This window comes from Mycobacteroides immunogenum, assembly GCF_001605725.1.
GTDB classification, from domain to species: domain Bacteria; phylum Actinomycetota; class Actinomycetes; order Mycobacteriales; family Mycobacteriaceae; genus Mycobacterium; species Mycobacterium immunogenum.
Genome location: NZ_CP011530.1, coordinates 5,430,163 through 5,449,455, shown reverse-complemented (window position 1 = coordinate 5,449,455; position 19,293 = coordinate 5,430,163). Strand labels below are relative to the sequence as shown.

The 19,293-nt window shown below is 63.6% G+C and carries 21 protein-coding genes; 11 read left to right on the top strand and 10 right to left on the bottom strand.

Annotated elements, in window-relative coordinates:
- Positions 1-49: 49 nt before the first annotated feature.
- Both ABG82_RS26780 and ABG82_RS26775 read right to left on the bottom strand, forming a co-directional pair.
- A complete protein-coding gene (locus ABG82_RS26780) occupies positions 50-745 on the bottom strand; it encodes a cupin domain-containing protein (RefSeq protein WP_043078294.1) in 696 nt (231 codons plus the stop codon).
- A 72-nt stretch (positions 746-817) separates the two neighbouring features.
- Positions 818-1,408 (bottom strand): TetR/AcrR family transcriptional regulator, encoded by a 591-nt coding sequence (locus ABG82_RS26775; protein ID WP_043078295.1) that lies wholly within the window; start codon positions 1,406-1,408, stop codon positions 818-820.
- 107 nt (positions 1,409-1,515) lie between these two features.
- Between ABG82_RS26775 and ABG82_RS26770 the strand changes: the two genes are divergently transcribed.
- The gene (locus ABG82_RS26770) at positions 1,516-2,640 is read left to right on the top strand and encodes an alpha/beta fold hydrolase (RefSeq protein ID WP_043078296.1); all 1,125 of its coding nucleotides are present in this window, start codon (positions 1,516-1,518) and stop codon (positions 2,638-2,640) included.
- Between the two features lie 5 nt (positions 2,641-2,645).
- Here ABG82_RS26770 and ABG82_RS26765 read toward each other — a convergent pair whose 3' ends face one another.
- A complete protein-coding gene (locus ABG82_RS26765) occupies positions 2,646-3,251 on the bottom strand; it encodes a TetR/AcrR family transcriptional regulator (protein WP_043078297.1) in 606 nt (201 codons plus the stop codon).
- 124 nt (positions 3,252-3,375) lie between these two features.
- On the opposite strand from ABG82_RS26765, the gene ABG82_RS26760 reads away from it, so the two are divergent.
- Genes ABG82_RS26760 through ABG82_RS26750 form a run of 3 tightly spaced genes read left to right on the top strand, consistent with a single transcriptional unit; the run spans position 3,376 to position 5,920 of the window.
- Positions 3,376-4,311 carry a metal-dependent hydrolase gene (locus ABG82_RS26760; RefSeq protein ID WP_043078298.1) on the top strand — a complete coding sequence of 312 codons (936 nt, stop codon included), beginning with the start codon at positions 3,376-3,378 and terminating at the stop codon, positions 4,309-4,311.
- Positions 4,312-4,313: 2 nt separating this feature from the next.
- Entirely contained in the window at positions 4,314-5,471 is a 1,158-nt protein-coding gene (locus ABG82_RS26755) for a hypothetical protein (protein ID WP_043078299.1), read from the top strand.
- 44 nt (positions 5,472-5,515) lie between these two features.
- Positions 5,516-5,920 (top strand): WhiB family transcriptional regulator, encoded by a 405-nt coding sequence (locus ABG82_RS26750; RefSeq protein WP_109475895.1) that lies wholly within the window; start codon positions 5,516-5,518, stop codon positions 5,918-5,920.
- Here ABG82_RS26750 and ABG82_RS26745 read toward each other — a convergent pair.
- Together ABG82_RS26745 and ABG82_RS26740 are read right to left on the bottom strand one after the other, a co-directional pair.
- The gene (locus ABG82_RS26745; RefSeq protein WP_043078301.1) at positions 5,910-7,856 is read right to left on the bottom strand and encodes a YhgE/Pip domain-containing protein; all 1,947 of its coding nucleotides are present in this window, start codon (positions 7,854-7,856) and stop codon (positions 5,910-5,912) included. The genes ABG82_RS26750 and ABG82_RS26745 overlap by 11 nt on opposite strands.
- 3 nt (positions 7,857-7,859) lie before the next feature.
- On the bottom strand, positions 7,860-8,585 hold the full coding sequence (locus tag ABG82_RS26740; RefSeq protein ID WP_078343418.1) for a hypothetical protein: 726 nt from the start codon (positions 8,583-8,585) through the stop codon (positions 7,860-7,862).
- Between the two features lie 222 nt (positions 8,586-8,807).
- On the opposite strand from ABG82_RS26740, the gene ABG82_RS26735 reads away from it, so the two are divergent.
- Genes ABG82_RS26735 through ABG82_RS26725 form a run of 3 tightly spaced genes read left to right on the top strand, consistent with a single transcriptional unit; the run spans position 8,808 to position 10,602 of the window.
- Positions 8,808-9,290 carry an RNA polymerase sigma factor gene (locus tag ABG82_RS26735; protein ID WP_043078389.1) on the top strand — a complete coding sequence of 161 codons (483 nt, stop codon included), beginning with the start codon at positions 8,808-8,810 and terminating at the stop codon, positions 9,288-9,290.
- Entirely contained in the window at positions 9,287-9,895 is a 609-nt protein-coding gene (locus tag ABG82_RS26730; protein ID WP_043078302.1) for a methylated-DNA--[protein]-cysteine S-methyltransferase, read from the top strand. Before ABG82_RS26735 ends, ABG82_RS26730 begins: the two co-directional genes overlap by 4 nt.
- Complete coding sequence (locus ABG82_RS26725; RefSeq protein ID WP_043078303.1) at positions 9,892-10,602, top strand: 2OG-Fe(II) oxygenase; 711 nt, start codon at positions 9,892-9,894, stop codon at positions 10,600-10,602. Before ABG82_RS26730 ends, ABG82_RS26725 begins: the two co-directional genes overlap by 4 nt.
- Before the next feature lie 34 nt (positions 10,603-10,636).
- Here the strand turns inward: ABG82_RS26725 and ABG82_RS26720 are convergent, their stop codons facing one another.
- The 3 genes from ABG82_RS26720 to ABG82_RS26710 form a co-directional block, all read right to left on the bottom strand.
- Positions 10,637-11,311 (bottom strand): nitroreductase family protein, encoded by a 675-nt coding sequence (locus ABG82_RS26720; protein ID WP_043078304.1) that lies wholly within the window; start codon positions 11,309-11,311, stop codon positions 10,637-10,639.
- Between the two features lie 77 nt (positions 11,312-11,388).
- Positions 11,389-12,234: a patatin-like phospholipase family protein gene (locus tag ABG82_RS26715; RefSeq protein WP_043078305.1), complete on the bottom strand. Its 846-nt coding sequence runs from the start codon at positions 12,232-12,234 to the stop codon at positions 11,389-11,391.
- Positions 12,235-12,243: 9 nt separating this feature from the next.
- A complete protein-coding gene (locus ABG82_RS26710) occupies positions 12,244-13,065 on the bottom strand; it encodes a TetR/AcrR family transcriptional regulator (protein ID WP_043078306.1) in 822 nt (273 codons plus the stop codon).
- Positions 13,066-13,156: 91 nt separating this feature from the next.
- Here ABG82_RS26710 and ABG82_RS26705 point away from each other — a divergent pair, with 91 nt between their 5' ends.
- From ABG82_RS26705 to ABG82_RS26695, 3 genes are all read left to right on the top strand, one after another.
- Complete coding sequence (locus tag ABG82_RS26705; protein ID WP_043078307.1) at positions 13,157-14,398, top strand: FAD-dependent oxidoreductase; 1,242 nt, start codon at positions 13,157-13,159, stop codon at positions 14,396-14,398.
- A gap of 61 nt (positions 14,399-14,459) precedes the next feature.
- A complete protein-coding gene (locus ABG82_RS26700) occupies positions 14,460-15,515 on the top strand; it encodes an NAD-dependent epimerase/dehydratase family protein (protein WP_043078308.1) in 1,056 nt (351 codons plus the stop codon).
- Positions 15,516-15,536: 21 nt separating this feature from the next.
- Positions 15,537-16,160, top strand: coding sequence for an MBL fold metallo-hydrolase (locus tag ABG82_RS26695; protein WP_043078309.1), 624 nt, complete (start codon positions 15,537-15,539; stop codon positions 16,158-16,160).
- On the opposite strand, the gene ABG82_RS26690 is transcribed toward ABG82_RS26695, so the two are convergent.
- Positions 16,157-17,116, bottom strand: coding sequence for a GlxA family transcriptional regulator (locus tag ABG82_RS26690; RefSeq protein WP_043078310.1), 960 nt, complete (start codon positions 17,114-17,116; stop codon positions 16,157-16,159). The two genes, ABG82_RS26695 and ABG82_RS26690, sit on opposite strands and share 4 nt — an antisense overlap.
- A gap of 136 nt (positions 17,117-17,252) precedes the next feature.
- Here ABG82_RS26690 and ABG82_RS26685 point away from each other — a divergent pair, with 136 nt between their 5' ends.
- The gene (locus tag ABG82_RS26685; protein ID WP_043078311.1) at positions 17,253-17,888 is read left to right on the top strand and encodes an HD domain-containing protein; all 636 of its coding nucleotides are present in this window, start codon (positions 17,253-17,255) and stop codon (positions 17,886-17,888) included.
- Positions 17,889-17,897: 9 nt separating this feature from the next.
- Here the strand turns inward: ABG82_RS26685 and ABG82_RS26680 are convergent, their stop codons facing one another.
- Positions 17,898-19,235, bottom strand: a complete 1,338-nt coding sequence (locus ABG82_RS26680; RefSeq protein ID WP_043078312.1) for an HNH endonuclease signature motif containing protein — start codon at positions 19,233-19,235, stop codon at positions 17,898-17,900.
- Positions 19,236-19,293 lie beyond the last annotated feature (58 nt).

Below are 19,293 nucleotides of genomic sequence, written 5' to 3'. Positions count from 1 at the left end.
TGATCGCTGCCTGGAGTAAGGCTAGCGACGTCGAGCGCGCAACGGGTGGCTACGTCTGCTGTCTGCGCAGGATGGTGACGGACTCGTTGATCTTCTTGAGCTTTGAGAAGACGTCGGTGGGAACCCCGAACACCGCGGCGAGTACGTCGGGGGGCAGCTTGCTGATCGAGGCACCAATTCCGATGTCATCCTTGCCTTCTGCGGTGCTGGCATTGAATACGATCAGTAGCTTGAGATCCTCGGTGCCCTTGTTCTCGAAATAGTGCAATGAGCCCTGCGGCGCAAAGACGACATCGCCCACGTGGGCATCGAAGGTCTCCGAATGCCCTTCCGGATCCAACAACGTCCACTTGGCGACGCCGCTGGTGATCACGTTGATCTCCCAGGCGCTGGGATGCCAGTGCGGTTCCCGGATTCCGCCCGGTTGGAGTGTCACCATGACAATGCTGGCCTGCTGCCCGGTAAGGATGGGGAAGTTGCCTTCGTGGGCTTGACGTAAGTCGCCGCCGTCGAAGGTTTGTGGTGCCAGTGCGCTGAGATGAAACAGATGCGGCTGGGCAGTGTTCAGTTCGGCGGGGATGCGGGGGTCGCCAAAGCGGGCGGCGTCATCGGTCACGGTCACGTCCTCTGGATTGTCATGGGAGCGGGGGGTCGAAAACGCCCAGTCGGTACCGGCGCCCGCGGCGGCTGCGACCCCGGCGACGCCGACACCGCCGAGCACGGTGCGTCGATTGATTGGCTTCATATTGCGACGGTAGGGCCGTGCGAACTGATTGCGAAAGGCGATAGAATCGATTATTAGTATCGAATATCGCGATTAATTAGCCGCGCTGATTCCCCGCAACACCGTATCGACGATGAGGCGAGCCGTGTGATCATCGAGAGATGACCGAACGCTGATGACGCGGAAATGCACTGGTGCGGTGATCAGCTCGAGGACCAATGCCGCGTTGGTGCTCTCGGCCAGCTCGCCCCGCATGACAGCACGCTCGATCATCACCCTCGCGGTCTCGAACCGAGCCTGCCAGAAGCGATCTCGGTGCGCGGCAAGGTCGGTGCCGTCTTCTACCGCGACCATGCTTCGGACCAGGGCCTGCCCTACGGGCGAGGTCATGTAGTCCGCGGTTTCCCGCATAAAGGCGACCAAATCCTCTCGGATGCAACCGGTGTCGGGAATGGGGAGATTTTCGAGGCTCGATGCCAAGAGTGCGTCGAGAAGGACGGCGTCCACGGTGCCCCACCGGCGGTAGATCGATGTTTCGTGCACGCCTGCTTGATGGGCGATCGCGCCGATCGAGATCTGGCCCACGCCGCGCTCGGCCAGCAGCTGCAGCGCGGAACGCAGGACCGCCTCGCGAACGGCGGCCGAGCGGCCGCCGGTGCGGCGGCGGATCTCGGCGTCTGGCATTCGAACAATCTACTGCAATTTTCTTGCATTAAGCGCGCACCTACTCTAGCGTCACTTAACGCAGGATTCATGCGTTAATGAAGTGCCGCGCGGAAAGGCTCAGCGACATGTTCACTTTCGATCTCGACAGCGAGGATCTCTTCGAGGAGCGGGCCAAGCAGTTTGTCGGGGCCTGGGGCATCCCGGCGCCGATCGTCACTCGGGTCCGCGCCCGAATTCGCGATATGTGGAGTGACCAGGCCGGCGGGTGGACGCCGGAATGGGGCCGCGAAGCCGAGACCGCTGAATCCCAGGGTGACTGGTTGCTTGCCGCACTCTGCTGGGGTGCCGCCAAATTTCCGACCATTGCGACGCCTATCCGGGCCGAGGCGTTCGGGCGGCAGTTGGCGGCCTATGAGAAGGCGGCACCATCGTTTCCGGTGTCCTTCGAGCGTCGCCGCTTGGTCGTGGCAGGCCCCGACGGCGCCACCGAGGTGGCCGCGCACATCTTTCAGCGTCGTCGGCGCCGTCGTGACGGTCTCCTTGTGATCTGCGGCGGTGTCGACACTTGGAAGGTCGAGCTGCACAACGCGGCGGTGCGAATGGCCCGCTTGACCGGATTCGCCGTTGTGGCACTGGATAATCCCGGAACAGGTGAGACCACCGCGCCGATCAGTCCACATGCCGATCGCATTGTTGCCGAAACCATCAGCGCGGTAGCAAACGGCAGTGGGCCGGTCGGGATGGTCGGGGTGAGCTTCGCGGGCTTGTGGGCCGCCAAGCTGGCCCTCGATGGGCGAGTGGACGCTGCGATAAGCCTTGGCGGCCCGGTTGGAGCGCAGATCATCCAAGATGTGCGCGCCCTGCCGAATGGTATGCCCGGCATCCTCGCGCACGCGGCACAGTTGAACGAGCTTCCAGCCGTCGAGGACTACCAGGGCTTCATCACCGAGTTCTCGCTGAGGCGTCAGGGTTACTTCGATCGCCCGCCGGTATCGCCGGTGCTCGCGATCAACGGCGATCATGACCATTTCGTTCCGCTCGCCGACACGACGGTATTCACCGGGCTACCGGGCTGCGAAGCCTGGGTGGTACGCGATGGCACGCACTGCGCACCCGAGAGGCTCTCGACGATCATGCCTCCCGCGGTGATGTGGCTCATCGCCCGTATGACAGGGAGCCCACTGGACAAGGCGGGAGCGGCGTTGCTGAAACCCCTTGCCATGCCGTCGCTGCGGCACGATCTCGCCTGAAGCGGTCAGCGCTTTTGCGCAAGAATCGCGCCGCCCAGCCATCGCTTGAGGAAGCGGCGTAGTTCGTCGTGAGATCGGGTGGTCTCGTTGGGTGAGACAAAGAACGACAGCATGATGCGCAGGGCGAATTCCACTAGCCCGCGTTTGGACTCATCGTCGTATCCGTACCGATCCCAGTCGACGTCGAAGCGTTCGAGCATGCGCAGGCCGAATGCCTGCGCCTCATCTGATGTCATGTCGCTGGTATGCGAATGCGCGTACGGCTCAGACATCATGATGCCCAAATGTGGTGTACGAGTCACCTCTTCCAGGGTGTAGAGCACACCTTCGGTGAGTGCGTCGGCCGGATCGGCGATGCCGCGCACCACCTCTGTCAGTCGGTCCAGGAATCCGTCGACCGACGCGATGGACGCGGCATGCATGAGTGCATCGGCAGTGGGGAAGTACCGGTAGACCGTCTGTCGAATCACGCCGAGTTCTGCGGCGACATCGGCAAGGCTGACCGCGGAGCCGGTCTCGCCGATCAGCTTCACTGCGGCGGCGACGATCCGCTCGGAAGCCTCCGCGTCGCTACTGGGCGGGCGCCCGTCCCATCCCCGCCTACGTGCCATCCCTGAACTCCCCGGCCGTCGGCATCTCTGCAGCATATCGCCGTTGACAGCGGGAGTTGATTCCAGTAATCATACAGATCAACAAATTACTGTCTTATTGTATGTTCAAGCGAGGTGCTTCTCCATGACGGAACTGATCGTGCGCAAGCTGCGGTTCGCATTCGCCGACCATCACGTCCCGTTCCTGTGGAACGAGTCCAACCCGGCGTTCTCGAGCATGGCCAACGCGGTTTCCTTCCTGGCCATCGCATTCGAGAAGATGATCGGGCAGATGATCCCCGAGGCCATGCCGTTGATCACCGACCCGGCGATCGCTGAAGAGGCCGACGCGTTTGTCCGGCAGGAGGGCCAGCACTCGATGGGCCACCGCCAACATGCGAAGGGTTTGATCAAGAGTTACCCGGGACTCAAGGAGACCCTGGACGAGGTGATCGCCGCCTTCGATGACCTGACCGCCAATAAGTCTTTGAAATACCGGTTGGCCTACACCGCCGACCTGGAGGCCACGTTTACCCCGGTGTTCAAGTTGATGCTCGATCACGACGACACCCTGTTCGCTCCGGGCGACGATCGCGTCGCCTCGTTGTTCCTGTGGCACTTCGTCGAAGAGGTGGAGCATCGCAGCTCGGCCCTGATCATCTATGACGCGGTGGCCGACGACCCGTGGTACCGGATGCGGATGGCGCCCTCGATCTTCCGGCACGTCTGGGCGGTGCTGCGCATCGCCTGTGAAGGATTCAACAAGCACGTTCCCCTTGAGGATCGCAGGATCGATGCGTTGTCGATGTTCGGCATGCAGGCGCGTAAAAAAGCCCTCTTGCAACGCCTCCCGCTCATTGATGGACCGAATGACGGGCCCATAGCGAACGCCTTCCGTCATCTGCCGGTACGAGAGGTGATGGTGGCGATGTCGGGCGCGGTGCGCAGTCAGATACCGGGCCACAACCCCGCCCACGAGAAGTTGCCCGCTCTGGCCGACGAATGGTTCGCACGATACGCGGCGGGCTACGAGGTGACGCAGTGGTACACGGCAGGTCAGACGGCGCGGGTGGGAGTCTGAGCATGTCTGATCTCTGTGCGCCGACTTTCGCCGAATTGGCAGCGCGGCTGGGGTTCTCGTGTGACACCGCGGGAGGTATCGCCGCGGTGCGCAGCCCGTTCTCGCTGGAGAACTGGACGTTACCGGTGTTGGAGCTGACCGTGATCGCGGGAGCCGTGTTGGCCTTGATCTACGCGATCGTCAGACTGCGCCGCCACAACGATCCAACCAACATCGCGGTGTGGTTCGGAGCGATCGCCTACTTGTTGATCATTGAGCCGCCGCTGTATTTCCCCGGTGCGTTCGGCATCAGCGATCACGTCGACACGATGTTCGCGCACAATGTATTCACGGTGGACTTTCTGTGGGGCCGACTGCCGCTGTACATCATCGCCATCTATCCGATGATGGCGACGGTGGCCTTTGAGATTGTCAGGACGCTCGGAGTCTTCCGGCGCTATGGCGCGCTGATCGGCGCGGCCTGCGTGGGGCTGATCCACCACGCGTTCTATGAGATCTTCGACCACCTGGGTCCCCAATTGCGTTGGTGGGAATGGACTCTGGACAATCCGCTGAACAAGCCGTTCTTCGACTCGGTGCCCATGGGCAGTGTCGTAGTTTTCGCCGCGCTATGGCCGATGTCCCTGGCGTTCTGCGCACAGATGTTTGTCGGGCGCCATGTGGACGCGGGGCGATCCTTCACGGGGGGCCAGATCGTCTGGCGCACGGTGAGTATTGGTGTGCTGGCGTCGATCGGCACCGCAGTGCTGCCGCTGCCCGCGACCGTCGCGGGCGCGATATCGGGAAGCACCACTGTGGTTGGTGTTGTGTACGCCCTGGAGCTGATCGTCCTGGTGACACTGGCTGTACCCGTGCTCATCAAACAATGGTTGGCTCTTCGCCGTGACGGCACGGATGGCTACCTCACGCATCCGGCGATCCTGATCTATGCCGGCGGCTACCTGACGGTGATGACGGTGTTGTGGGCCGCCGCGCTACCGGACTACTTCGGGGCCACGAACGGCGTTACCGCCACGGGTGATCCGATCGGCAGCCTGTGGTACGCCGTGATTTGTCTTGGCGTCGCCGCGGCGAGCACAATCGCTGCCTGGACCATTGTGGCGTCTGCAGGTGGAGGCGAGACCGCGCGCAGGATAGCGGTTGGCGCAGTCGAATCCTAGAGCCAGTCTGATTAATTTCCCGGTGCGATTTGTCCACAGTGGCCATGGCGTCCCGGTGGCGGTTGGTTCCACACTCGGTGGATGCGGATGGCTTCGACGCACCCGAATGCTTGCCGGCGGTCTGGAGCAAGGCCGTGACGCGACCAAAGTTTCGCGCCGCGGCAGCGGGGCTGGACGAAATGGAGTGGCAGGTCAAAGCGGCCTGTCGCGGAGTTTCGACGGATATCTTCTACTACGCCGAAACCCAGCGTGGTGCCCTGCGTAAGCAGTACGAGGTGCAGGCCAAGCAGATATGCAACGAGTGTCCCGTGCGCATGCAGTGCGCGGCTCATGCCATAAGAACTGATGAACCCCACGGAGTTTGGGGTGCGATGACGACTCGCGAGCGGCGGCTGGCCATGTCGCGGTCGCAGCGTAAGTCCGTCGCAGCGGATCAGCTCACATCTTGATCGAAGGCAGCAGCCGCGTCAGATTCCACAACTGATTGCGCCGGGCGGACAGGCTGGTGATGAGTAGGCCGCCCAGGAGAATGAAGAGCAGCGTGACCACCGCATGCCAGAGCCGACCGTCGATGCCTCCGAGGATCAGCTGACGTAATCCGTCGACACCGTAGGTCATGGGGTCGTACTTGTGCAGAATCTGGAACGGCCGCGACGTGGTCTCCACGGGATACATTCCGCCAGCGCTCACCAGTTGCAGCATGAGCAATGCCATCAGCAGTACACGGCCGACGGCAGGCCCCACCAGCGCATTGACGGCCTGGGTCGCGGCGACGAACGCGAAGGAGATCAGCACCATGAAGGCCAGCATCGCGACGGGGTGCGCGGCATGCATTCCCAGGGCGAATCGGACCACGCAGTACAGGATGATCGCTTGGAAGATCCCGATGGTTGCGGCCGGCAGATAACTGGACAACGCTACGCGGAGGGGGAGGATCTCTGCGGCGATGGCCCGAGTCTGCAAGGGCCGCAATATCATCCATAGAACCAGTGCCCCGAAGAACAAGGCGAGCGTGACGAAGAACGGTGCCATTCCGGTGCCGAAGTTGGGTGCGGCATTCTCGTGCGAGGTCTCCAGATGGACGGGGCCGCCGATGGTGTCGGCGATGGCGTCCTTCTGCTGATTGCTCCAGGTGGGCACCTGCTTGGCGCCGTCGGTGAGCTTGGTTGCCAGTTCGGCCGAACCAGACCGCAGCTGCGCGGTGCCCGACTTTAGTTGTTGCGCACCGTCGTCCATTCGGGCGATCCCGCTGGCCAATTGTGCGTTCCCGGTGGCGAGCTGCTGTGCCCCGTTGCGCATCTGATTGAGCTTGTTGGTGAGTTCCTGCCCCTTGCCGCCGACCTGATCGAGCGCGGACTTCAGCGGGCTGCCCGGTCCGCGGAGTGTCTCGGTCATCGCGATGGAGGCGTTCTCGGCATCGGTCAGCTGTTGACGAACCTGGGGCGTGAACTGATGCTCACGCAGCTGATCTTGTATTCCGCGCAGGGTGTTGGCGGCCGGATCCTGCCGTCCGGCGAGCTGATCGATCACCGCGGTGAGTGCATTGGCGGCGCTGTCCTGTGCTTTTGCGATGCCGTCGATTTGATCATTGGCCTGCCGGAGCGCTTCGGTGCCCTGCTGCAGTTTGTCGGTGCTTCCGCCGATGTTAGCGACGGCCTTGCTCACGGTGAGTAAGGGATCGGTAGCTTGGGTGATGCCGTCGGACAGCTGTTTGGCCCCGGTGGCAAGTTGCGCCGATCCGGGCCGCGCGGTGTGCAGCCCGGTAGCCAGTTGACCGGCACCGTCATCGACCTTCGCCGCGCCGTCAGCGAGCTGTCGAGCGCCGTCGGCGGCCTGTTGAATACCGGTGCCCGACGAAACTACTACGGAAAGAACCTGATTGACGGCCTGTCCGGAGATGCGGGTGGAGACGGCGTTGAGGACCTGATCGATGGCAGTGCGCCCGATGCTGGAGGAGATGTAGTTGTTGGCATCGTTGTACACGGCAACCAGGTTGGCCTGCTTGGGTTCTCCGGTCAGCGGTGAGGCGATGGCCTCACTGAAGTCCGGCGGCAGCTCCAACATGAAGTAGTAGTTCCCGTGGTCGACTCCACTGCGTGCCTCGTCCAGGCTCAGGACGTGCCAATCCATACTGCCGTCGGCGGTCAGGCTCTTGGAGATCTCCTCGCCGATGTTGACGTGTTGGCCGGAAACGGTGGCGCCCTTGTCGGCATTGACCAGCGCCACTGGCATCTTGTTCACGTGGCCGAAGGGGTCCCAGTAGGCCCATAGATACAGCGCGCCGTACACCAGCGGCAGCAGCATGAGAACCACGATGGCGGCGCGCGTCATGCGACTGCGCCCGAAACGCTTTATTTCTGAGCCGAATGCGAGTCCAGCGAGCATGGGCTAGTCCCTCCCGGTGAGGATGCGGTGATCGTGTAAGTCATGGATGGGTGCCTCGGCGCCCAGCGGGTTGGTCACCCCGACAACTACGGTGCGGCTTTGCGCGATCACGCCGAGCCGCTCGACCGCCAGGGTCCGGCGCGCGTTGTCACGCACCTGTTCCAAGTCGCCTACCACCAGGATGGGCCGGTCCGAGAGCAGCGCCAGGGTGATGCGCAGCAAAAACAGATCCAGGTCGGACAGTTCGACAATGAATGTCTCGCCCGAGGGAGGCGGGAGCTCGCCGAACACCTCGTGCAGCTTGTCGCGCCCGGAGCCGGTGGGGACACGGGAGAACCACGGCGCGAGCCAGTTGCGTTGTTCGGAGAGCACGGTCTGGACCGTCACGGTTTCTTCAAGCTCGTCGATATCGGCGAACGCGGCGATAGCGCAGTGCCGACGGATTGCCCGCGGTTGGCTGTCGCCCATCACGGTGACGGTGCCGTGGCTCGCTTGGAGCCGGCCGGCCAGGGCGAGCAGCAGGCAGTGCTGTCCGGGGCCACCAGGCATCTGGATGGCATGAAAGCCAGCGGAGAGTTCGAGGTCGATGCCCGAGAAGAGCGGACCGTGCTCGCCGTCCACGCCCAACCCGGCTGCGGTGATCAATGCCGGAGCCTCGGTGTTTGTCTCCTCAGGCATAGCGGTATCTGTTTCGTCCGGTGCGGTGTCCGGTTCGTCTTGTGCGTTCACGGGTTGCTCGTTTCAGATCGCTGACTGGCACGTCCATTCGATCAAACACGAGGCTGCCTGGGGAAATCAGTGTGATCTCCGATATTCGTGACAGCGTGAGTGACGCCGGCGGGGTCACCGCATCACTACCGGGGCCGCAAACGCTATCTCTTGGACTTGGAACGCGCAGGATCGGGCAACATTGAGACCTCACGAAACCGTGCGCAGGAGCGTCTACCCAGTGTGAAAGCCAAACAGCCCTTCGAGACCGTGGTGAGCGATCACGGCCCCACGGTGTTGCGGGTGTGCCGCGCTGTTGTCGGACCGACCGATGCGGACGACGCATGGTCGGACACCTTTCTGGCTGCCATGAAGGCCTATCCGGACCTTCCTGCCGATGCGAACATCGAGGCTTGGCTGGTGACGATCGCGCATCGAAAGTCGGTCGACATCACCCGCGCCCGTACCCGGCGAGCGATTCCCACCGATGCCGTCCCCGAGACGCCGACGGCTCCGGACGCTGAACCTGACGACGATCTGATCGAGGCCTTGGATCGTTTGCCCGACAAACAGAAACACGCGGTTGCCTACCACTACCTGGCCGGTCTGCCCTACAACGACGTAGCCGCGATTCTCGGTGGCAGCGCAGCTGCCTCGCGTCGGGCGGCCGCCGACGGCATCGCCGCGCTCAGACGCACATATGCCCTACCTGGGAGAGCACAATGAACAACACTGAATTCATTCATAGCCTGGTGCGCGTCGGCGACGATGCCGACAAGCTGTCCGAACTTCGGGCCCGTTTGGCCGCGGCGGCCCAGCGCGACGCCGTCCTAGACATCGCCTACCGGGTTCTCGACGCACCGGTTGGGCCGCTCTTGGTGGCGGCCACCGAGCAAGGTCTCATTCGTGTCGCCTACGCCCGCGAGGACCACGACGCGGTTCTGCAGCATCTCGCGGACAAGATCAGCCCCCGCATCTTGTATGTACCAGGGCGTCTTGACGCGGTGGCCCGAGAACTCGATGAATATTTCGCGGGCGCCCGCCACGACTTCGGAGTGCCGCTGGACTGGCGCTTGTCGGCAGGATTTCGCAGCACAGTCTTGCATCACTTACACGAGATCGGCTACGGGCAGACCGCAAGTTATGCCGCGGTGGCCAAACTCGCCGGTAACCCGAAAGCTGTTCGCGCAGTGGGCACCGCGTGCGCGACCAACCCGCTGCCGGTTGTGGTGCCGTGCCATCGGGTGGTGCGCAGTGATGGCACGATGGGCGGCTACCTCGGCGGGGTGGAAGCCAAACGACTGTTGCTTGACCTGGAGCGCGTTGCATGAGTTCGTGGCGAGAAAGAGTCGATGGCACCGACTGGTGCCGTGTTCAGGCTGATTTGGATGCTCTGGGGTGCGCCATCACTGGGCAACTGCTGACCGCCGGGGAGGCTGCCGAGATTGCGGGGCTGTATTCCGATGCGAGCCGATTTCGCTCGACGGTCAACATGAGCAGGCACCGTTTCGGGGAAGGTGAGTATCGATACTTCGCTCAGCCCTATCCCGAGGCAGTGGTGGCGCTGAAGCACGCGCTGTATCCCAGATTGCTTCCCATCGCACGAGATTGGTGGGGCCGGCTTGGTCGACGGGCCCCCTGGCCCGATGATCTAGACCAATGGCTGCGAATGTGCCATGACGCGGGGCAGGACAAGTCGACGGTCATCTTGCTCAAGTATGGCGTGGGTGACTGGAACGCGTTGCATCGAGATCTCTACGGCGAATTGATATTTCCGCTCCAAGTGGTCGTCAATCTCAGCACCCCGGATGTCGACCATACGGGTGGGGAGTTTCTGCTCTATGAGCAGCGCCCCCGGGCTCAATCGCGCGGAACTGCCGTGACAATCCCGCACGGACATGGGCTGGTTTTCACTACCCGGGATCGGCCGGTGCAATCGGTGCGTGGCTGGTCGGCGGCACCGGTGCGGCACGGGGTATCAGTGATCCGCAGCGGTACCCGGTACACCTTGGGTCTGGTCTTCCACGATGCCGCATGACACCAGAAGATAAGCGCTACTCACGCTCAGAAGCTCAGCTGTTCCCGGTGAGGTACGGTGCCCCGTCGAACCTTTCGCGGGTGACGAACTCATCGACACCATTGCGACGTAGCTTCGTCAGTTGTTTGACCGGTTTGCCGATGGGCAAGACTGCTGCGACCGCATGGGTATCGGGGATACCCAGCAGGTCACGCACCTGAGGTTCTTGTGCCACTGCCATGGTGGTCAGGGTGCCGCCGTATCCCTCTGCCCGCGCGGACAGCAGGATGTTCCACACCAAGGGGTAGATCGAAGCACCGCTGATGACCCCGACACGATGCAGGTCCTGATCCGTCGCGGCGATCAATCGCAGGTCGACGCAGACGACAAGGACAACCGACGCGGTGCGCAGTGGGCTGAGCACCGACTCGGGAACCGCGGTGGCGGCGATGGATGCTGCGCTGACGGTGGTGGGGCTGACCGGGTTCCACGGTGACTCTCCGGCTTTGATCTGCGCGAAATACCGGCGTGCACCTGGCGCTGTCGCCTTGGCGAGGCTCTCTCGCATATTCGGGTCGTTCACCACAATGATGTGACCGGCCTGACGATTGCCGCCGCTCGGCGCGAATCGGGCGTTGTCCAGGATGCGGTCTAACACGTTGTCGGGCAGCGGCTCCCCGGTGAACTCACGTGCAGCGAATGTTGTGCGCATGACGTCGTAGAGCTCCATGCCGCCACTGTAGTAGTCGCTTTATTCGACGAGGCTTTGAGTGCTGAGTCCTATGGCTAGGGCGAGGCGCCCGGCACTCAGTTGTGGTGGTGTTCCAGCAGATCGGCCTGATTGATCTTGAATCTCGGCATGAGTAGCCATCTGCGGGTCTGTTCGCGTGCGCGGCCGATGAGTTCGTCGGCGTGCGAGAAATCTGCCGGTGAGGTACGGACCGGGCATAGCCCCGGCACCACTCGTAGATCGACGCTACCCTCGAATCGACTCACATCGGCGACCAGGCGCTGGTTGATGGCCAGAGTCATCGCATGCAAAGCCATAGCCACTGCACCCCTGGGTGTTTCGGTGAGAGCACAGGCATATCCGGTGGGCAGCACCCAGATCTCGGTGGCGCCGAGTGCCACGGCGTGCGAGAGCGGGGTGTTGTTCACCACGCCGCCGTCCATGAGGTCGCGCCCGACGATCCGTACCGGCGGCAACACCGCGGGGACCGCGGCACTGGCGGCGATGGCGTCGATCGGATTCCCGCTGGACAGCAGGACGTCCTTGCCGGTGAGTACGTCGGTCGCGACCACATGCAGAGGGATCGGTGCGTCTTCAAGCCTGCGAAACAGTAAGTGTTCCTTGAGGAGACGTCGCAGCCCCGAGTCCGATACCAGGCTTTGCCGCTGGCCGATGAAGCCAAGGAATCCCACCGAAAGATTGGTGGGAAATACGTCCTTACGCGAGAGGGACCGCCACAGGTCGGCCAGGCCGTTGATGCCGTCAACGTCGGGCCGTGAGGAGATCCAGCCGCCGTTGAGGGCCCCGACCGACGTTCCGACGATCAGGTCGGGCGTGATGCCGGCCTCGGCCATGGCGAGCAGCATGCCCACCTGGATCGAGCCCAGGCTGGCTCCACCGGAGAGCACGAACGCCGTTGTCATGAAATGACACTAGCCACGCGGCGCCGCCGGAACCCGGACGCCATGGAGGAAGGCCTCGGCGAACATCTTGCAGACTTCTTGAATGTCCGGGAAGTCCAATCCGAGCACTCCCTCCGCCGCGGGGCGGAAAGCGGTATGCATGACGACGGGCGCGATGAGCTGTTGCGTCAGCACAGGAACCGGCAGATCCCGAATGCGGCCCGCGGCAATCTCACTGGACAGCCACTGACCGACGCTGGCGAGCATGCGTGGTGCGTTGTGCTCGATGAGCTTGCGCACCGAGGGATCGGAGGGGCGCGAAATGATCTCGGCATACATCGCGGGCATGACCCGGGGCTTGTGGCTGAAAGCCTCCGCGAGGCGCTGATAGATGCGGTGCAGCTTCTCTTCCGTATCGGCTGATGGATCGGCCACGGTGTCTTCGATGTCCACGATGGGCCCGAACCTGTCGAAGGTGGCCCGCATCAGTTCGTCTCGGCCACCGAACGTGGCATAGAGACTGTGTACAGAGCAGTCCGCTCTGGCCGCCACCGCTTCCAGAGTGACTGCTGCCAAACCGCGTTCGTCGATCAGTTCAGCAGCGGCGAAGGTCGCACGCTCGCGCACCGGCGCCCGGCCTCCCGGGTCGACACCCGTCTCTCGCACCGCGGCGTCCAGGGCCTGCCGGGTGCCACCCAAACGGCGCAACAGCGTGCTTCGGGACACCCCGGCGGCGCGGGCGACTTCCACCAGGGGCACGTCCGCGACGTCCTTGCCCAGTGTGTGCGCCGCCTGCAGCGCCGCGTTCACCAAGTCTTCCGTGACGTGGGTAGCTGCCTTTGCTGAGGTCACAGTCCGATGATACCCCTAGACATGGAACTTGATTAAATGTAATCTGTACTTGAATTTCAACGGTGAGTGAATACCTGGAAGGGGCGAGAACATGAGCGAGAAGACGACATGTGTCGTGGTGGGTGGCGGTCCGGCAGGGATTTTCGCGGGCTTGCTCCTAGCCCGGGCCGGGGTGGAGGTGGTCGTGCTGGAAAAGCACGGAGACTTCTTACGAGACTTTCGGGGCGACACCGTGCACCCATCCACCCTGCAGGTGCTCGACGAGCTGGGCCTGTTCGAACGATTCGACAAACTGCCCCACACAAAGCTTCAGCGGATGATGGTGACCACGCCGGATGGCCGACGGGTCCCGATGGCCGATTTGACTCGGCTACGTACCCCGCACCCCTACATCGCAATGGTGCCGCAATGGGACCTGCTGGACATGTTGGCCGAAGCGGGAAGGGAGGAACCGGATTTCGACCTGCGCATGCGTCACGAGGTGACCGGCTTGCTGTGGGATGAGTCCGGCCGGGTTGCCGGTGTCCAGTATGAGAGCCCGGACGGCGCCGGTGAGCTGCGTGCGGATCTGACCCTCGTGTGCGACGGACGCTGGTCGCTGTGCCGTCGGGAAGCCGGGCTCGTGCCCCGCGAATTCGCGGTGGGCACCGACATCTGGTGGTTCCGCGCGCCGCGGGTGCCGGGAATCGGCGAGGAGCTGGTCCCGCGCTTCAAGGACGGAAAACTGCTCGGGATCATCCCGCGACAGGGCTACCTGCAGATTCCCCAGTTCATACGCAAGGGCGACGACGCGCGGTTGCGGGCGCGGGGTGTCGAGGCGTTCCGCCGCGACCTTGCCGATGTGGTGCCCGAGCTGGCCGATGTGGTCGACGAGATCGAATCCATGGATGAGGTCAAACTGCTGGACGTTCGGGTCAACCGGTTGTCCCGCTGGTACACCGACGGGCTGCTGTGCATAGGCGATGCGGCCCACGCGATGTCGGGTTTGGGTGGTGTGGGGATCAACCTCGCGGTGCAAGACGCCGTTGCGGCGGCGCGCATCCTCGCCGAGCCGCTGCGTCACAAGCGCCTTACCCGTGAGGATTTGGCCGCAGTGCAGGGCCGGCGCATGTTCCCAGCGGTGGTCACCCAGGCCGTTCAGCTCGTGGCGCACCGGTATCTGCTGGACCCGATTTTCACCGGTAGGAAGCTCAGCGGTGCTGGGCGGCTATTGCCGATCATCTCCCGTTTCCGGTGGCTCACCGTGATCCCGGCGTACTTCATTGGCATCGGTGTGCGACCCGAACACGCCCCGGACTACGCCCGGCGGGCCGCCGCGGTGGTCAGCGCCTAGGCCTGCTGGACAGGTGTCTGGTTTCTGGGCGATAGTGGACACCTGTCTATCGGAGGTATGCGTGGGCGACAGTCAAATCCTGGTGACCGGTGCGTTCGGATTGGTCGGGTCGCAGGTCGTGGCAACACTGGCCGCCCAGGGATACCCCGTGGTCGCCACTGACCTGCGCACCTCGGCCAATTTGCGCAGCGCGCAGCGCCTGCCCCGCGGTGCCGAGGTGCGCTGGGCAGACCTCACCTCCGGTGCAGAGGTCGAGTCCTTGCTGGGGTCCGTCGCCCCACGGGCAATCGTTCACCTGGCCGCGCTGATCCCACCTTTCTGCTACATGAATCGCTCGCTGGCACAGCAGGTCAACGTCGAAGCTGTGGGGCATTTGATCGCCGCGGCTTCGCGGCTGCCGTCACCCTCACGTTTCGTCCTCGCCTCCAGCGTCGCGGTCTATGGGGCGCGTAATCCCTATCGCGACAACGAATTGCTGACGGCGAATACGCCGGTGTGTCCGAGCGACCTTTACGGTGCCCATAAGGTCGCGGCAGAAGAACTCGTCAGGGCGTCGGGGCTTGACTGGGTGGTGTTGCGGCTTGGCGGTGTACTGACGGCGGCACCGCGCTGGAGCATCGATCCCAACTTGGTGCGGTTCGAGGCGGTCCTTCCGGCCGACGGCCGCATCCAGACCGTCGACGTGCGCGATGTCGCCAGTGCCTTCTGTGCCGCGATAACAACAAGCCATATCGGCGAGGTGTTTCTCATCGGTGGCGACGAGTCCCATCGCACCACCCAGCTGGCGGTCGCGTCGGAAACGGCCGCGGCCATGGGGCTTGCCGGCGGCATCCCACCAGGGCGCCGCGGAGATCCGGACAAGGACGGAGCATGGTTCGCCACCGATTGGATGGATACCCAACGCTCCCAGGAAGTCCTTGCATTCCAGAGTCATTCACTGCACGCGATGCACGCGGAGACCAGCGCTGCGGTGGGGTGGAGACGCGCCCCGCTGCGGTTGTTGGTCCCGATCGTGCGAGCCGGGTTGAAGTCGCGGTCGCCGTACCGTGGTCTCGGCGGACAGTTCGCAGATCCGTGGCGTGCCATAGAACGGTGCTGGGGTGATCCGCGATACTGAGGGCATGCGAAAGGTCGATGAATGAGTGGAATCGAACGGGTCATAACTCGCGGAACCTTCGAACTTGACGGCGGCAGTTGGGAAGTCGACAACAACATCTGGATCGTTGGCGAAGGTGACGATGTGGTGGTTTTCGACGCCGCCCATTCCGCGGAACCGATCATCGAGGCGGTCGCGGGCCGCAATGTGGTCGCGGTGGTATGCACTCACGGCCATAACGATCACATCACCGTCGCTCCAGAGCTGGGTCAAGCGCTGGACGCTCCGGTGCTGCTGCATCCTGGGGACGAGGTCCTGTGGCGAATGACGCATCCGGACAAGGACTTCCGCAAGGTTCAGGACGATATGGTGCTGCCGGTCGGTGGCCTGGAGCTGCACGCCTTGCACACGCCGGGCCACTCACCGGGATCGGTGTGCTGGTACGCGCCCGAGCTGCGCTCGGTCTTTTCGGGGGACACGCTGTTCCAGGGCGGCCCGGGTGCTACCGGGAGGTCGTTCTCCGATTTCCCGACCATTCTGCGATCCATTTCGGGCCGGCTCGGCCCGCTGCCCGAGGACACCGTGGTCTACACGGGCCACGGCGACACCACCACGATTGGCGACGAGATCGTGCACTACGACGAGTGGGTAGCACGCGGCCACTAGCGTGCCGCGGTGCGGAATCGGTCGCGGTAGGCCTTCGGTGAGACACCCAGCTCGCCGACGAACACTCGCCGCAGCGTTTCCGAGCTCCCGAACCCGGCGATCCGGGCGGCCTCGGCGACAGTGCTGCCGGCATCCAACGCCCCGCGCGCGGTATCTATGCGGACGAGCTCCACGTATCGCGCCGGGGTGATACCCAGTTCGGTGTGAAAGAGCCGGGTGAGCTGGCGCGCGCTGAGTGCGGCCCGCGCGGCCAGCTTGGCCACGCTGTGGTCGGCGGCGGGATCGGCGGCTATCGCGTCGGTAGCCGGACGCAGCGCCGAACCCGCGGGTGGCGCCGACTCCACGAAGACGGAGAACTGTGATTGCCCTCCTGCTCGTTTGAGGTAGACGACCAGTGACCGTGCCACGTCCCGGACCATGTCAGAACCGTGGTCGTCCTCGACCAGGGCCAAGGCCAGATCGATGCCCGCTGATACCCCTGCCGAGGTGAAAACGTTTGCATCCCTGACGAATATCGCATCGGGTTCGACGGTGGTGTTGGGGAAGGCGCGTTGCAGCAGGCCGGTGTGGCGCCAGTGTGTGGTGGCACGGCGATCGTTCAGCACTCCCGCCTGTGCCAGCAGGAAGGCGCCGGTGCAAATCGATGCGATCCGCCTGCAGCGTGCCTGCACATGGCCCAACGCGTCGACCAGCGCGGTGTCGAGCGGGCGGCCGATCAGGACGTCGCCGCCCGCCACGAGCACGGTGTCTGCCGACTCGATGGAGTCGATCGTTGCGGCCACCGAGAAGGGCGATCCGATGGACGTGGCCACATCCTGGCCATCGACGGACGCGACCACCAGCCGGTAGTTGGCACCAAATCGGTTGGCCTCGGCGAACACCTCGGCGGGTCCCGCCAAGTCAAGCAGCTTCATGCCGTCGAACACGACGATCATGACCAGCCGCTCATCGGACATGCCCCCAGGATCGCAGATGCACGCTCGTGCACATGTCCGGATCTGTGGGATCGATGACGGTTGGACACCTATCACCTGCGGTCTGGGGGCCCACAGACTCGTAGGAGACAGAGTTTCACGACACGAAGGACATGCCATGACCGACATTGCCGGAATTGAAATCCCCGATACCCCGTTGGTGCGTGAGATCACCGAGTACATCCGCGACACAGCGGATGATCTGTTGTTCCATCACTCGCGCCGGGTGTATCTGTTCGGTGCGCTGCAGGGCCAGCGGCGCGGCGTGAAGCCGAATCTGGAGCTGTTGTACGCCGGTGCGATGTTCCACGACATCGGGCTCACCGCGGCGTACCGGAGTTCGCAGCTGCGGTTCGAGGTCGATGGCGCCAACGCCGCCCGGGACTTTTTGACCGAGCGCGGGATCAGCACCGAGGATGCGCAGAACGTGTGGCTGGCCATCGCGTTGCACACCACACCCGGTGTTCCCGAGTTTCTCAGCCCTGAGGTGGCGCTGGTGACTGCCGGTGTCGAGACTGATGTGGTTGGTATTGAGCGGAATGCGTTGTCCACTCAGGATTTAGATGCGGTGGTTGCGGCTCACCCCCGACCTGATTTCAAGAACAGGATCTTGCAGGCCTTCTTCGAGGGAAACCGGCATCGGCCGCGTAGCACCTTCGGCAATATGAACGCCGATGTCCTCGAGCACTTCGATCCGGCCTTCGTCCGGGACGATTTTGTCGAGATCATCCGCGCGAACAGCTGGCCAGAGTAGAGCGCTTCGCTAGAAGGGCGGCGGGTCCTTGGCGGCGATGGTAGCGAGCGCCGCTTCCCGTTGTAACCGATTCTGGTGATTGAGGTTTCGCTCATGCTGGCGCCGGTTCTGGCGTTCCTGCTTTCGAGTACGTTGGCGGGTAAGGGTGGGGAAAAGGAGCCCACCGCCGGGGCTGGTGGTGTAGGTATGTCCGGTCGGCGCCTTCCAGATCACGGTCCCATCGGGCTCCTGGATCTCGCGCCAGCCGCCGAACGTCTTGAGTAGATGATGCTTGCGGCACAACGCCTTCAGATTGTTGCCGGTGGTGGGTCCGCTGGCGCCCCAGGGCACGGTGTGGTCGAGATCCGTGCGATCGGCGGCCGCGTCACAACCCGGGAATCGGCACAGCTGGTCACGCGCACGCACAAAAGCGGCAAGCCCACTGGACGGGCGGTATCCGTTGGTCACCGAATCGGTGAGTCTGCGGCTGCGCGCGTGCACGGCGGCGAAACGGGCTTGCTCGGCTGCCAATACGCCGAAACTCGGGAGGTAAGCGGGAAGGTCATCCTCGTCGTCTAGAGAGGACTGATTGATGACCACATTGACCACCACCGAGACGTCGGCAATATCGCGACCGGCGCATTCGGGACGTTCGCAGCTGCAGCGCATCTGAGTAAGCCCGCTGGTCAGTGCCCCGAGAGCATCCGCGCGGCGCTGGGCCTTGGTCCGTGGATCTGCGGGACACACGGTGTCGGCTAAGAGGTCGAGATGTTTGTCCAGCGCTACGGCGTGGGTGGCCTGCAGAGTGCCCCAGATCTCGGCAACCGGTTCTCCGTTGCCGAGAGGGCGAATCTCCACATGCCGACCTTCGGTGGCGGATCTGTTGCGCCGGACGGCGTCTTGATCGAAGCGAAGCACCAGGGCATCGAGTGCTGCCGCGATCCGTTTGCGTGACCATCGCGCCCAGCGCGGCAGGGCTTGAACGATGGCGGCGTCCACCCGCATGACCACGGCGTCGTCTTCGAGAAGCTCGGTGCGATTGATGATCAGCGCGACGGTGCGAAAGTCCAGATCGCCGGTGGCGAAACGTTCGGCGACCGCTCGAAGACGGTGCCGCAGAACCTGTGCGTAGCGCATCTGGCTGGAGGCCAGCGCCTGCGTGATGCCTTGAGCCGCCGCGATCTCCGCAGCGACCCGATCCCAGCGATCCAACGGGTGATGGTCACGTTCATCAGGCTTATCCAGATCGGCGTACCGGTCGACAAGCACGCCGATGGCGCCCAATCTGCGGGCGCACGCCTGCGCTTCGGCACGATGCGCCGCCGTGATCACCTCGATCAGGTCTCCATCGGTCAGCGAATCGAACACATGTTTGATATTAGTGCGGCCGACCGGACAGTGGTGGGCGCGGGGATGTGCTTGTGGA